Origin of the sequence: Hydrotalea sp. (assembly GCA_030054115.1) — a bacterium.
Classification (GTDB): domain Bacteria; phylum Pseudomonadota; class Alphaproteobacteria; order JASGCL01; family JASGCL01; genus JASGCL01.
In genome coordinates this window covers 5,668-19,179 of sequence record JASGCL010000010.1, presented here as the reverse complement: position 1 = coordinate 19,179, position 13,512 = coordinate 5,668, and the positions used below count along the sequence as shown (strand labels likewise).

Annotated in this window: 11 protein-coding genes and 1 tRNA gene; 5 read left to right on the top strand and 7 right to left on the bottom strand. The window is 47.8% G+C overall.

The window, feature by feature from the left end:
* Positions 1-11: 11 nt before the first annotated feature.
* The 5 genes from cobN to QM529_03300 are packed head-to-tail and all read left to right on the top strand — an operon-like array spanning position 12 to position 6,060.
* Entirely contained in the window at positions 12-3,857 is a 3,846-nt protein-coding gene (gene cobN / locus QM529_03320; protein MDI9313693.1) for a cobaltochelatase subunit CobN, read from the top strand.
* Positions 3,858-3,891: 34 nt separating this feature from the next.
* A complete protein-coding gene (locus QM529_03315) occupies positions 3,892-4,647 on the top strand; it encodes a F0F1 ATP synthase subunit A (protein ID MDI9313692.1) in 756 nt (251 codons plus the stop codon).
* A gap of 36 nt (positions 4,648-4,683) precedes the next feature.
* Positions 4,684-4,908, top strand: coding sequence for an ATP synthase subunit C family protein (locus QM529_03310; GenBank protein MDI9313691.1), 225 nt, complete (start codon positions 4,684-4,686; stop codon positions 4,906-4,908).
* A gap of 39 nt (positions 4,909-4,947) precedes the next feature.
* Positions 4,948-5,547 (top strand): hypothetical protein, encoded by a 600-nt coding sequence (locus tag QM529_03305; GenBank protein MDI9313690.1) that lies wholly within the window; start codon positions 4,948-4,950, stop codon positions 5,545-5,547.
* Between the two features lie 9 nt (positions 5,548-5,556).
* Entirely contained in the window at positions 5,557-6,060 is a 504-nt protein-coding gene (locus QM529_03300; GenBank protein MDI9313689.1) for a hypothetical protein, read from the top strand.
* A gap of 230 nt (positions 6,061-6,290) precedes the next feature.
* On the opposite strand, the gene QM529_03295 is transcribed toward QM529_03300, so the two are convergent.
* The 7 genes from QM529_03295 to QM529_03265 form a co-directional block, all read right to left on the bottom strand.
* Positions 6,291-7,250, bottom strand: coding sequence for an FAD-binding protein (locus QM529_03295; GenBank protein ID MDI9313688.1), 960 nt, complete (start codon positions 7,248-7,250; stop codon positions 6,291-6,293).
* Between the two features lie 21 nt (positions 7,251-7,271).
* Entirely contained in the window at positions 7,272-8,021 is a 750-nt protein-coding gene (locus QM529_03290) for an electron transfer flavoprotein subunit beta/FixA family protein (GenBank protein MDI9313687.1), read from the bottom strand.
* A gap of 79 nt (positions 8,022-8,100) precedes the next feature.
* Entirely contained in the window at positions 8,101-9,789 is a 1,689-nt protein-coding gene (locus tag QM529_03285; protein ID MDI9313686.1) for an N-6 DNA methylase, read from the bottom strand.
* A 1-nt stretch (position 9,790) separates the two neighbouring features.
* Positions 9,791-11,263, bottom strand: a complete 1,473-nt coding sequence (locus tag QM529_03280) for a DUF6056 family protein (GenBank protein MDI9313685.1) — start codon at positions 11,261-11,263, stop codon at positions 9,791-9,793.
* 3 nt (positions 11,264-11,266) lie between these two features.
* Positions 11,267-12,724 carry a DUF6056 family protein gene (locus QM529_03275; protein ID MDI9313684.1) on the bottom strand — a complete coding sequence of 486 codons (1,458 nt, stop codon included), beginning with the start codon at positions 12,722-12,724 and terminating at the stop codon, positions 11,267-11,269.
* 9 nt (positions 12,725-12,733) lie between these two features.
* A complete protein-coding gene (locus QM529_03270) occupies positions 12,734-13,183 on the bottom strand; it encodes a GtrA family protein (protein MDI9313683.1) in 450 nt (149 codons plus the stop codon).
* A gap of 119 nt (positions 13,184-13,302) precedes the next feature.
* Positions 13,303-13,377 (bottom strand) — tRNA-Val (locus tag QM529_03265).
* Positions 13,378-13,512 lie beyond the last annotated feature (135 nt).

The following is a 13,512-nucleotide window of genomic DNA, read 5'->3' as shown; positions in this document are numbered from 1 at the left end:
AGGGTGAATCCATGCACCTTATCGTCGGCGATAGCCAAAATCTTGACGGCGCCAGCAACGCCGTGGTGATAAACCAAACCCCCGCCGACTGGCTTTTTCTCTCCTTCGCCGACACCGACCTCACCCTGCTCGCCCTCGCCATGAAGCGGGGCAATCCCCTACCCAGCCTACGCGCCGCCAACCTGGCGCAGATGAAGCACCCCTTCACCATCGACGATTACATCGACAAAACCGCGCAACATGCAAAGGTGATTATCATCCGCCTGTTGGGTGGTAAAAACTATTGGGCCTATGGCGTCGAGCAATTTCACAAAATTGCAAAACAACGCAACATCCAACTTTATTTTTTAAATGGCGATGGCGGTGCCGACCCCGAGCTAACCGATTACACCACTGGCGATGCGGCGACGCGCGGTCTGTTGGAAACCTATTGGCAAAAGGGCGGGGTGGAAAATGTCGCGGCCAGCCTGCAACTTTTATCAGGCGAAACCACATTGCCGCCGCCGCGCGATATTTTGCCCGCCGGTTTATACGCGCCAAATCAAGCTTATGATTTTGCAATGTGGCAGGTCGAAAAACCGGCGGTCGTCATCATGTTTTATCGCGCCCATTTTCAATCGGGGCAATTGTCATTGTTCGATAAATTGTTGCAGGGGTTGAAAGATAACGGCATCAGCGCGGTTGGTATTTATGTCAGCGGCGGCAAGGACCAGGGCGCAAAAAAAATCATCGAGCATTTATTCGCAAAGCACCAACCAAAAATAATCTTGAGCTTTCTTAATTTTGCCATCGCGAATCACATGACGGGCGAGGTTACAGCTAGCGATGATACCATTGCGTTAAATGCCTGGGGACTGCCCTGCCCCATGTTGCAACCATTGTTGTCGTCGACGCCAAAAAAAACATGGCAAAAAAACCCGCAAGGCCTGTCGGTGCAGGATGCCACCCTGTCGGTTATTTTGCCGGAGCAAGACGGCGTGATTGTCGACGGCATTATCGGGTTTAAAGAATCGGCGCGTCGCCACAAACAATTGGAAACCGAGCTGAAGGATTTTGCCCTGGCGAAAGAATCCCTGTCACCGCTGATTAAAAAATTGCAATGTTATTTGCAATTACAAACCATAGATAACCACGATAAAAAATTGGTGGTGGTGACGTCGAATTACCCGGCGAAGGATAGCCGGTTGATGAACGGCGTCGGGCTGAACACGCCTGAATCGGTGGCGCAGTTTTTTATCGCGCTGTATAAAAAAAAATATGATATGGGGAAAGCATATCAGCCGCGCACGACCGGCAATGACATTGTGGGGTCGCTGTTGGCCGGGGTTACCAATAATTACCCGGCGGATAAAAAAAACGGCGTGGTGAAAAAAATTTGCCTGACCTTATCACTCGCCGATTACAAAAAATATTTTGCGCAACTCAGCAAGCCATGGCAAAAAAAAATTACCGCGCAATGGGGCGCGCCGCAGGACGACCCATTTTTTGACAAAGGACGTAAAGCCTTCCTTATCATGGGCGAACAATTTGGCAAGGTAACATTGCTGTTGCAACCGCAACGCGGTTACGACATCGACCCCGACGCAACGCAACATGACCCGCAACTGGCCCCGCCGCATTATTACATCGCCCATTATTGTTTTGTAAATAATATCGCGCCGCACGCCATGGTGCATTTTGGCAAGCACGGCAATTTGGAATGGTTGCCGGGGAAATCCTTGGGCGGATTAAATGGTGTTCAATCGTCATGCTTGCCACGCGCCCTGTTGCCGGCCTGCCCCTATTTTTATCCATTCATCATCAACGACCCGGGCGAGGGCGCGCAGGCGAAACGTCGCACCTCGTCGGCGATTATCGCGCACCTGCCGCCGATGATGATGCGCGCCGAGCAATCGGCGTCGTTACAAAAATTGGAATGGCTGATGGACGAATATAACCAAGCGCGGCAATTGAACGAACCACGGCAAAAAAATATCATCACCGCGATTAGCGATGAATTAACCAACACCGGTTTGGATAAAGAATTGGGCATCGACGCGAAACAATGGCGCGACGATGGCGGCCTGCAACAATTGGCGGTTATCGACCGGCATCTGTGCGATTTGCGCGACCTGCAAATTCGCGGCGGGTTGCATGTGTTTGGCGGCAAAATCGAGCGCGCGCAACTTGCCGAAAATATTTTTTATCTGTTGCGGGTGAAAACCGATATTGCACCATTGGGCGATGTTATCGCCGACGTGCTTGAAAAAAATAATGACCAAGAACCCGCGCACAAAAAATTGCTCGAACAGGTATTTGGCAAAAAAATCACCACCGCCGGCGACTGGCAATCGGCCATCGACCAATTGGCGATTTTGTGGCTGGGCGATATTTTGTCCCTGCCCGCCGCCAAAAATCAGCAACAGAAAATAAAAACGCTACAGCCAATTTTTTTATTATTAAAAAAATCGCCGGCGATAAAACCACTAATCATGCGGGCGGAATTATTATTGGCCAAGATTTTATCATCGCCAAAAAATGAAATGAATAATTTACTACGCGGGCTTGACGGCGGGTTTATTCCACCCGGCGGGTCGGGCGCGCCCAGCCGCGGTCGGCCTGACCTCCTGCCGACTGGTCATAATTTTTTCACGGTTGATAATCGCAAAACCCCCAGCCCATCGGCCTATGACGTGGCACGGCGGAGTAGTGAACTGGTGCTGGCGCGTTATATTGCCGAACATGGCGATTACCCAAAAACAATTACCCTGACGGCGTGGGGCACGGCCGAAATGCGCACCGCCGGCGAAACCATCGCCACCGCCCTGTGCCTGCTCGGGGTGACACCCAATTGGGAGGCCGCCACCGGCCGCGTTACCGGTTTTACCATCCAACCACTTTCGTTGTTGAACCGGCCACGGGTGATGGTCAATTTGCGGATTTCGGGTTTTTTTCGCGACGCCTTCCCCCACTTAATAAATTTATTTGACGGGGCACATCGCGCCGTCGCGGCCTTGCCCGAACCACCGGCGCAAAACCCCATCGCCCATCACTATCGCGAAACCATCGCGCAATTAATAACGGGTGGCGTTGCCGAGGACGTGGCCGGCGACCTGGCCGGCGCGTCGATATTTGGCCCGGCCCCGGGCAGTTACGGCACCGGCATGCAACAGATGCTCGACAACAGCACGTGGCGCGATACCGCCGACTTGGCGCAACAATTTTTGCAATGGACCAGTCATTATTATGGCAAAAATCAATCGGCCAATAATGTCGCCGTTACGCCCAACCACGGCGGCAAAAAAAATATCTTTCACGACAAATTGGCCATGACCGATGTCGTGATGCAAAACCAAGACAACCGCGAACATGATATTTTGGACAGCGACGATTATTACCAATTCCAAGGCGGCCTGTTCAATGCCGCCAGTTTTTTACAACAGGGCAAGGGCATCGATAAAAAACTAGCCCATTACCACAACGACCACAGCAACCCGCAACAACCGGTGGTGCGGAGCTTGTCAGAAGAAATCGGGTTGATTCTGCGCGGTCGCGCCGTCAATCAAAAATGGTTGGCGCGGATAAGGCAAACCGGTTACAAGGGCGGGTTTGAAATGGCGGCGACCGTCGATTATCTTTTCGCCTTTGCCGCCACCACCCATGCGGTGCGGCCGGAACATTTTGACCTTTTGTTTCAACATTATTTGCTCGATAAATCCTCGGTCGATTTTTTACGCGCCAACAACGCCCCCGCCCTTTACGACATGGCAGAAAAATTTGACGAGGCCATTACCCGTGGCCTGTGGCAACCCAAACGCAACGATACGCTAAATATATTGGAATCGTTTCTACTTGAAAAAAACAAAAAAATTCATTAAAGAAATGATGAGAGAAAAACCCTAAAGAAAAATCATGGCCAGTCCACTTCACCAATTTAAAATTGAACCCATCGTCCCCCTGCATATCGGCGGGGTGGATGTTTCCTTCACCAATTCGGCATTGTTCATGATGCTGGCGCTGGTGGTATCCAGCGGGTTATTGTTCCTTGCCGTCCGCAAAAAACCAACCGCCGATAATTTAATACCCACGCGGTTGCAGGTCGTTATTGAACAATCATACCAATTCGTCGCCAACATGGTGGAATCGAACAGCGGGGCCGAGGCAAAAAAATACCTGCCGTTTGTTTTCTCGCTTTTCTTTTTTATTTTGATTGGCAATTTGCTCGGCCTGTTGCCCTACAGCTTCACCTTCACCAGCCATATTTTTGTTACCTTTGTCATGGCGGGGGTGATATTTATTTTTGTCACTTTGCTGGGTTTTGCCAAACATGGTTTTAAATTTTTAAGCTTGTTCGTCCCGCCAAAGGGCACACCGGCTTTCATGTTTCCGTTGATGATACCTATCGAATTTATTTCTTACCTGTCGCGCCCCATCAGCCTGTCGGTGCGGTTGTTCGCCAACATGATGGTCGGCCACGCGATGATGAAAATTTTTGCCAGCTTTGTTATCCCCCTGGCGGCCATGTCTTTTGGCATCGCCGGCCTGTTGCCCATCACCGTTAATGTCGTGTTGGTCGGGTTTGAAATCATGGTGGCGTTTTTACAAGCCTATGTCTTTTGTTTTTTAACTTGCCTTTATATAAATGATGCGCTACACCTCCATCATTAAACCTTTGTTCATTAATTTTTTTTAGGAGATAAAAAAATGGATCTAGCATCTGCAAAAATGATAGGCGCGGGGATTGCCGTTATTGCGCTTTTTGGTGTCGGTATTGGTATTGGTAATATCTTTTCCGCCCTGGTAACGGCTCTTGGCAAAAACCCGGGGGCGCGCGAACATGTTTTCGGCGTGTCCATGCTTGGTTTTGCCCTGGTTGAGGCAACGGCTCTTTACGCCTTGCTCATCGCTTTCCTTATCCTTTACGGGTAAAAATTTATCTTGCCGAACGCGACAATGTTGCTCGGATTGATGACTTTTTTTCGATACCGAAGCGCACCAATCAAACAATTGGTGCGCCTCGGGTTTCGTCGCGCGTCGCCGGTTGCCATCGGCTTTGGGGTTGCGCTGTTGCCCTTGGTGACCCCATTGATGGCCATGGCGGAGGAAGCCGCCGGCGAGGCCGAGGAATTCAAAGGTCTGCCGCAATTTGAGGCCTCGACCTTCCCCAGCCAGCTTTTTTGGTTGGTCATCAGTTTTGGTATTTTCTTTTTCTTAATGCGCCAATTTTTCGTGCCAAAAATTGGTGCGCGATTGGAATTTCGCGAAAATATCATCCGGGACAACATGCAAACCGCCGAAAAATTACTGGCGCGCGGCAAAAAAATGGAAAATGATTTAGAGGAAAAATTAACCAGCGCGCGCGGCGCGGCGCGGGTCGAAATGACCACCGCCGCCGCAACCGTTGCCAGCCAGCAGGAAGAAGCGCTGAAACAATTTCAAAAAAAATCTGACGGCGTGGTCGCCAACGCCAACGGCATGTTGCAAAAAATAAAATCCGATATCGAAAAGGAAAAACAAACCCTGGTCGATAATTTATCAAAAGAAATTGTCAAAAAAATCCTATCGTAAATCATCATCATGCAATCGATTATAAACCAACTGCCCACCGACCCAACCCTTTGGGTGGCCGTATCCTTTGGCATTTTTGTTATTTTGGCATTTGTGAAGGGGCGCGGCATGTTATTGGGCATGCTGGATAAAAACATTGCCGATGTTAAAAATCAATTGGCCGAGGCGGCAAGAATCAAAAAAGAAGCCGAAGAATTTTATCATACCGCCGAAAAAAAATTACAGGACGCCAAAAAAATGGCCGATGAAATTTTGCAGGGTAGCCGCGACGATGCCAAAAAGATATTAGCCGATGCCGATGAAAAATTACAAAAACAATTGGCGCAAAAAGAAAAACAATTGGCCAACCGCCTGGTCCAAGACCAAGCAAAATTAAAAGACCAATTGGTAAAAGAAATTGCGCAAGAAGCAATCGCCAGCGCGCGCGACAGCATCGCCCGCGAATTGGCGAACGAAAAAAACAACGACAATTTATTGGAAAAATCGATAAAAAAACTCGGCGGCTTGCAATAACCTCTGGCCGCCATTGGGTGGCCGCCATTGGGACGATGTCGCTTACATTAAGCCACCATTCTTATTTTCTAAGTTAAGCATCGCAACTGCAACAATCAGTGCATCTTGTGGGGCAAATACTGCGCCGCAATGATTATAATTTGATGCTGAACACCAGCCAGCCAAAACAACCAATCAAGGTTTATTTTGTAGAAAAACCTATCGCCTTAAGGCAATGCTCCCAAATAGGGCTACTTCTTAATTTTTTTCAGCTCGGCCTCTAACTCCGGCAGAACGGTGAAAAGGTCAGCCACCAGCCCATAATCGGCAACTTGGAAAATTGGTGCTTCATCGTCCTTATTGATGGCGGCGATGATTTTGCTATCCTTCATGCCGGCCAAATGTTGTATAGCGCCGGAAATCCCCACCGCGATATAAAGGTCGGGCGCCACCACCTTACCGGTTTGGCCAACTTGGTAATCGTTTGGTGCGTAACCCGCGTCGACCGCGGCACGCGATGCCCCAACCGCCGCGTTCAATATCGTGGCAACCTTATCCAACAATCCAAAATTTTCCTTCGCCGCCATGCCACGCCCGCCCGAGATAACAATTTTCGCCGAGGTCAATTCGGGACGCTCGCTTTTTGTTTGGTCTAATTTGACAAACGAAACCTTATCGGTTTTGGCCAGCACATCGACCGCCGCCACCTCGGCCTTGCCCCCCGACAAAGCATCGGGTTCAAAGGCGGTGCCGCGCACCGTCATGCAAATAATTTTGTCGCTGGTTTCGACCGTCGCCAGGGCGTTGCCGGCATAAATCGGCCGTTCAAAGGTATTTTCCTTCACCACGCCGGTGATTTCAGAAATCTGTTGCACGTCAAGCAAGGCCGCAACGCGCGGCATGATGTTCTTGCCAAAACTATTGGCCGGCATCACCACATGGCGATAATTTTTTGCCAATGCCAAAATAATCGGCACGGCGTCTTCGGCCACCGGGTGCGCCAAATGGTCGGCGCTGGCGGTGAATATTTTTTTAACGCCGCTGGCGGCTGATAATTTATCGGTGATGGGTTTTAAATCTTTGCCAATCACCAAAATGTCAATCTCGCCCTTGCTAACCTCGGCAATTTTTTTGGCGCAGGTCAATGCGCTCAGCGACGCCGGCGCCAACATATTATCGTGGTGGTCAAGAATTGCTAAAATCGACATCATCGTTCCTTTCGTTGCTATGGGTTAAATAACTTTTGCTTCGTCGTGTAATTTTTTTACCAATTCGGCAACGGTTTTTACCTTAACGCCGCCGCCGCGCGATTTTGGTTCGATAACCTTCAGGGTTTTTAAACGCGGCGTCAATGCAACGCCCAACGCATCGGCGGTTAGGGTTTCAATCGGTTTTTTCTTTGCCTTCATAATATTTGGCAAGGTCGTATAGCGCGGTTCGTTAAGCCGCAGGTCGGCGGTCAAGACCGCCGGCATTTTCACCTTGATAATTTCCAAGCCGCCGTCAACCTCTCGCGTGATGTCGGCCGCGTCGCCATTGATGGCCAATTTTGAAACATAGGTCGCCGATGGCCAGCCAAGCAAGGCCGCCAACATCTGGCCGGTTTGGTTGGCATCGCCGTCGATGGCTTGCTTGCCCAAAATAACCAACCCTGGTTTTTCTTTTTCAACCACCTTGGCCAATAATTTGGCAACCAACAGGTTTTCGGTTTCATGGTCGGCGGTGATGTGAATGCCGCGGTCTGCGCCCATCGCCAACCCCTTGCGGATGGTTTCCTGCGCCTGCGCCGTGCCGACCGAGACCAAGACGACCTCGGTCGCAATTTTTGCTTCGACCAATCTTATCGCCTGCTCAACGGCGATTTCGCAGAAGGGATTCATGTCCATTTTGACATTGTTCAACTCAACACCGCTTTGGTCGGCTTTAACCCTGACCTTTGTGTTGGCCTCAATCACCCTTTTTACTGGCACCAAAATTTTCATCGGTTTATTTTCTCCTTTAAAAAATTGAATGATTTTTGCTAACCAATTTTGTAAAACTTGTCAAATGATTTTTCGCCAATCATGACAAAATACTATTGTAATGGAGTTTTAAAAAATCACTGCCCTGCCAACCACGGGCGCGACGCATCGACCCATTGCTGGGGATTTTAATCGGGGCGACATGATTCAACCCGCCGACCACCGCGCGGTTTAAATGTGCCAACAGCGCAATATCGTGCTTAACATTTTCATTGTCGCGGCCAGCATTTTTTTTGATAACTTTATTATTTTTTTCTGACCATTTTATTTTTTTTACCAACGCGTCGTGGCGGCCAGCAATCGCCACCCACGGCATGGTGAGCAAGGTGCGTTGCGAAAGCCCCATGCCGCCGTCGGTAACGCGCCACCACCAATAGCAAAAACTGCTATTGAGGAGGACGTAGGCCTGGTCGCGCGTCTCGCTTGAAAAAAAATAAAGCGTGCGATAACTGGTGCGGTTTGGTTTTTTTAACAAGGCCGAAATAAAATAACGCGGCGTGGTCGGCACGAATAATTTATATTTGGTTGGCGTGGCGGATAGCATGTCACCCAATATTTTTTGTGTTTTTTCTGTTGCTTGGTTTTGGTCGTGGCCCTGCACCAATTGGTAAAGGTTTTGAAAATGGTCATGAACTTTTGGAAATATGGTCGCGGTAACATAGGGCACGGCGGTTAAGTAATGGTCGACGCTTGCCAACAATGTTGCGCGCTCAGCGGCGCGCCAACGAAGCCATGGCGTGATAAAAAATTCTAGCCCATCACTGGCGGCGGTTTTATGTTGGAAAATGGTAATGGCGGCGCGGGTGCTGTTGGCGTGGTTGCTGTTGATACTGCCAAATTTTTTATTATTAAATAAACCATCGGGCACATTGTCAAAATTATAAATCGTGATTTTTTTTGCCTGCGCCAATAATTGTTGCCGCAGGGATAAAAATTTTTGCGCGTGGGTGAATGATTGCGGCGTTACGGCGACGAACCCGCCACCGCGGCCTTTGGTTTGCGCCATCACCCGTTCGATAAATAAAGCATAAAGGTCGGGCGCATGGTTGGGGTTGTTTGTATTTTTATCAACCTTGCCATAGGGCGGATTGAACAGGGCATAATCGAATGGCGGTAAATTGCGGGCGGTTAAAAAATCGGCGGTGATAAATTTTTTTTCGATGGCGTGAAATAAATTTTTATTTTTTTGTTGAAAATGCACCGTCAACAAAACGCGCGCAATGAATAACGCCAAGGGATCGCGGTCGATAAAATATATATTATTAAGCAAAAAATCCTCGGCGGTATTTTGACGGGCAATCAAATAATAGGCGAGGTTGCCAATGCCGGCGCAGGGGTCGCACCAGATTTTTTCTTTATTATTTTGTTCTTTATTGCCAACATATTGCACAAGGTTTTTTACGGCCTTATCCGCCATCAATGTTGCAACATCGTCGGGCGTAAAATACTGGCCAGCGGTTTTGCGCGCCGCCGCGTCGCAATGTGCCAGCGAAAATTCATAAAGCCCGGCGATTTGCCCCATGGTTAATCCGGCGAGGGGGTTTTCCATCCCCTTTGTTTTTTTTACACCCCGAAAAAATTTATCCTGCAAAATAATCTTAACATCGTCACGCCCATTGTTAGCCAGTTGGCTAACATAATTAAATAATAACGCACGCCATGTTTTAATCATCCCCTCGCGATGCAAGCTCGTCTTTATCGTATCATGGATAGATTTATTGTCAGCCATATTACTGCAAACTTATTTTTCTAACACCATAATATCTTGCTACAAGGTCGGCAACCCAATCGGTGTTAATATCGCCCGACACCCAATAGGCGGTGTTAAACCGAAATGGCGGCACGACAACATCGGTTTTGCCATTTTCTTTTTGTTGTTTAATCGATGCCACCCGCTGTTCAAATGCCACGTGGTAACGATAGGTAAAATAACCATAGGCCGCCCAATGGACAACCGCCAAACACATCACCAAGCGCAAGGCAATTTTTTTATATCGCGCCGACAAGATATTTTTGCTTTTAACAAAAACAAATTCGGCCGACAACACCAACGACACCAACAACAATGCCGAACCAAAATATAAAGCGCGCCATGAAAAAAAGGTGTTGTAGATATTGGCCATAACAAAACCGATGCTCGCCACAAAGAAAAACACCGCCACCCCAAAATCCTTGTCCTTTTGCATTTTTTGCCACAGGCCTTTCCACCATGGCATGGCCGCCCTTGTCTTTATTTCCTTGCCCCAACCATACAGCACCAACAAAACAACAAACGGCATGAACCTGGTCTTAACAATAAAATGGTGGAAGCGGTCGGGCAGGTAACTTAAGCGATGCAGAATATCGCTAAGGTGAAAAATATTTTGGTCGTCGGAGTGTTTAAAACGCTCCCACTGGCCGGGGGCCGTCATCATCACCAAAAACCCAACGATGAAGGTCGTCACCCCAACATAGGCCCACAGCGGTAATTTTTTCCTGGCGATAAAAATTTTATAGGCTATCAGTAGCAACAACACCAACAGCGTCACCAGGGCGGCAAATTCCATTGTCATGCCGCCCAAAAAACCCAAGATGGCGATAAATAAAATAAAAATATATTTTTTAATAATATTTTGCGAAAAAACAAATCTATCATTATCGCTCATCAACAGGCGATAAAAAACCAAAAAAGCAAACAGCAGGGTTGCCGGCCAGCTATACATGCTATAGCCATTGGCCCAAAAAATCGTTTCCCCCTTACGCGCCAATATCAACATGGCGCCAGCAAAAATAAAAAACCAACGCCGCTGGTCATCAACCGATGAAATGCTTGGCCGACGGCCAAAACAGAAAATAAATATCAACCATGTAAAAAAAGTAAAAACTAACCCATTCAACACACCGGCAATCAACGCCGCCCAGAAATAATCAAACGGCGTGCGCCAGAAAGAATCCAACGGAATTGTCACAAATATATAACCAAGGCGACTGCCCCAATGGTAATAATTGTCGATATAAAAATCCCAAATCATACGCGGGTAGAAAAAATGCCCGGGCTGATAGCCGTAATCATAATACATATTGGCGGTGGCAAAATCATCGGCGCGCAGTGGCGTTAAATAAGTAACGACGGCAATATAAAAAAATGGCAAAAACCACACCAACCAGCCAAAGCCAGAAACCGATGCGCCATTTATCAAAGGTGAAGATTTTTTTTGTCCCATGGTTTATTTTTCTTCCATCGATGCCACGCCGTAATAATCTGACCAGGCCTTTTTCACCCAATCGGATTTAATACTACCATCGTTAATCCAAAAATTAGTTTTTAAATTCATTGGCGGCACGACAATATGGGTGACGCCATTTTCTTTTTGCTGTTTAATAATCACCTCGCGCGCTTCAAAAGCATTATGATATTCATAGGCGCGACAGCCAATCCGCACCAACCAACAAACCAACAACAAGGCAAATCCAACAAAAATAATTTGCTTAACCCGCCGCGACAAAATGCCCGAGGTGAAAAGATAATCGATCGCCAATAAAAAACTGACCATGAATAGCACCGTGGCGAGGAAAAAAACCCGCGCGTCCTTCACCGGGCTAAAGGCGACCGCCGAGGCCGAAGCCAAGGACGCCACGAAAAAAATAACCGCCGTGGCAAATAATTTATCTTTTTTTATCATGGCGATAAATTTTTCAATGATGGAGGATTTTTTGCCTGCCGCCTTGCTATTTTTTTGCCAATGGTAAAAAGCGAACAATAAAATAATCGGCGGCACCCAGCGCAGTCGCGTGATAAACAACCGCAACATATGCGGCACGCGCTCTAATTTATCAATAAAACTTCTTTCGTTGAAGGCGGCAAAAAACGGATCGCCAAGGCGCACATAATTCCCCGGGGCCACCATCAACACCGCGTAGCCAACCACGAAGGCCACCGCGCCAATGTAAACCCAGGCCGGCAATTGTTGCCGCGCCACCAACCATTGATAACCAATCACACCGAGCAACAAGGCGATGGTAATAATACCACCGATTTCAAATGTCATGCCGGCCAAAAACCCAAGGAGCGCGATAAAAATAATAAAAATATATTTTTGCCAATTATTTTTTTTGAATTGCAACATATTTTTATCGCTCAATAACAAACGATAAAAAACACCAAAGGCAAAAAGCAAGGTTATCGACCACAGATACATAACATAGCCGCTAATCCAAAAATAGGTTTCACCCTTGCGCGCGATAATTATCATGCTGAGGAGGAATAGCCAGAACCAATTTAGCCTGTCTTTATTTTTCGCAAAATTTGGCCGCTGGCCAAATGCCATGATGTAACACAACCATAAAAACAAAACGAACACCGCACCGTTGATGCCCGCCAATATAAAATTCGCGCCATTTTCATAAAACGGCAGGCGGCCAAAAGACAACAGCGAGAAAGCCCAAAACAATATACCGATGCGGCCGCTTTCGTTAAAATAATTAATCACAAATTGATGCCATATCAACGCCGGGTCGAACCATCGACCGGTGCTGTTCACGGCCATTTGAAAATCATCGACCATCATGGGGGTAAGGAAAGACACCGCCCACATGTATAAAAATATTGGCAATAGCATCACCGCCAACCACGCGGTTTTATTGATGTTTGCGACGGGTTTTTGTCGCTTTGCAATTTTCGCCATTCTCAACTATTATATTTTTTTCATCTTAAAAGCAAATGTTTTTAGGCCGTAGTAATTAGAGAGCGCGACCACCATCATGGCCAAAAATTGCGACAAATAAAGATTTATCGCCAATTCATCCACCAACAGGTGAAGCAACGCGGCATTGATAATATAGCCAACAAACCACGTCGTGGCCGCGCTGATATATTGATGGGTTATGGTTTTAAGGTGGGTTGTTCTATCGGCGAAAACAAAAATTTTCTGTGTGGTATAGGCAACAAAAGAAAAAAATATATATTGCAGGGCCAAGCAAATTTGATAACGCCCCGCCCCCAACAACCAGACAAATAATAAAAACACGCCATAGCCCGCAACGGTGTTAAAACCGCCAACCAACAAAAACCGCAATGGTCGCGGCAAGCGAAACCAATATCGCCACAACGCCGCCCATACTTGCTTCAATATCTTTATTACCATCGTTGGTTAATCCGTAACGGAAATTATCTTTTTAGGCAAGTATGAGATTCTACCCGCCAGCCCAAGGCCGGCTTTAAGCACCTGGTGCCGTTACCATTACGCACGTGGCAAAGAAAATATGGTGGGTGGTGAGGGGATCGAACCCCCGGCCGCCTCGATGTAAACGAGATGCTCTACCGCTGAGCTAACCACCCGGAATTTCTTCATACCCCGCCCACGCTTTTATCTCAATAAAATTATATAAGGGCGGAAGGTGGCACTTCCCCCGCGCTTAAGCTAACCACCCGGAATTTCTTCATACCCCGCCCACGCTTTTATCTCAATAAAAT

Excerpts from the sequence above, each read along its gene's own strand:
- cobN (MDI9313693.1), top strand. The coding sequence starts at position 12 with ATGCACCTTATCGTCGGCGATAGCCAAAATCTTGACGGCGCCAGCAAC.
- QM529_03315 (MDI9313692.1), top strand. The coding sequence starts at position 3,892 with ATGGCCAGTCCACTTCACCAATTTAAAATTGAACCCATCGTCCCCCTG.
- QM529_03310 (MDI9313691.1), top strand. The coding sequence starts at position 4,684 with ATGGATCTAGCATCTGCAAAAATGATAGGCGCGGGGATTGCCGTTATT.
- QM529_03305 (MDI9313690.1), top strand. The coding sequence starts at position 4,948 with ATGACTTTTTTTCGATACCGAAGCGCACCAATCAAACAATTGGTGCGC.
- QM529_03300 (MDI9313689.1), top strand. The coding sequence starts at position 5,557 with ATGCAATCGATTATAAACCAACTGCCCACCGACCCAACCCTTTGGGTG.
- QM529_03295 (MDI9313688.1), bottom strand. The coding sequence starts at position 7,250 with ATGATGTCGATTTTAGCAATTCTTGACCACCACGATAATATGTTGGCG.
- QM529_03290 (MDI9313687.1), bottom strand. The coding sequence starts at position 8,021 with ATGAAAATTTTGGTGCCAGTAAAAAGGGTGATTGAGGCCAACACAAAG.
- QM529_03285 (MDI9313686.1), bottom strand. The coding sequence starts at position 9,789 with ATGGCTGACAATAAATCTATCCATGATACGATAAAGACGAGCTTGCAT.
- QM529_03280 (MDI9313685.1), bottom strand. The coding sequence starts at position 11,263 with ATGGGACAAAAAAAATCTTCACCTTTGATAAATGGCGCATCGGTTTCT.
- QM529_03275 (MDI9313684.1), bottom strand. The coding sequence starts at position 12,724 with ATGGCGAAAATTGCAAAGCGACAAAAACCCGTCGCAAACATCAATAAA.
- QM529_03270 (MDI9313683.1), bottom strand. The coding sequence starts at position 13,183 with ATGGTAATAAAGATATTGAAGCAAGTATGGGCGGCGTTGTGGCGATAT.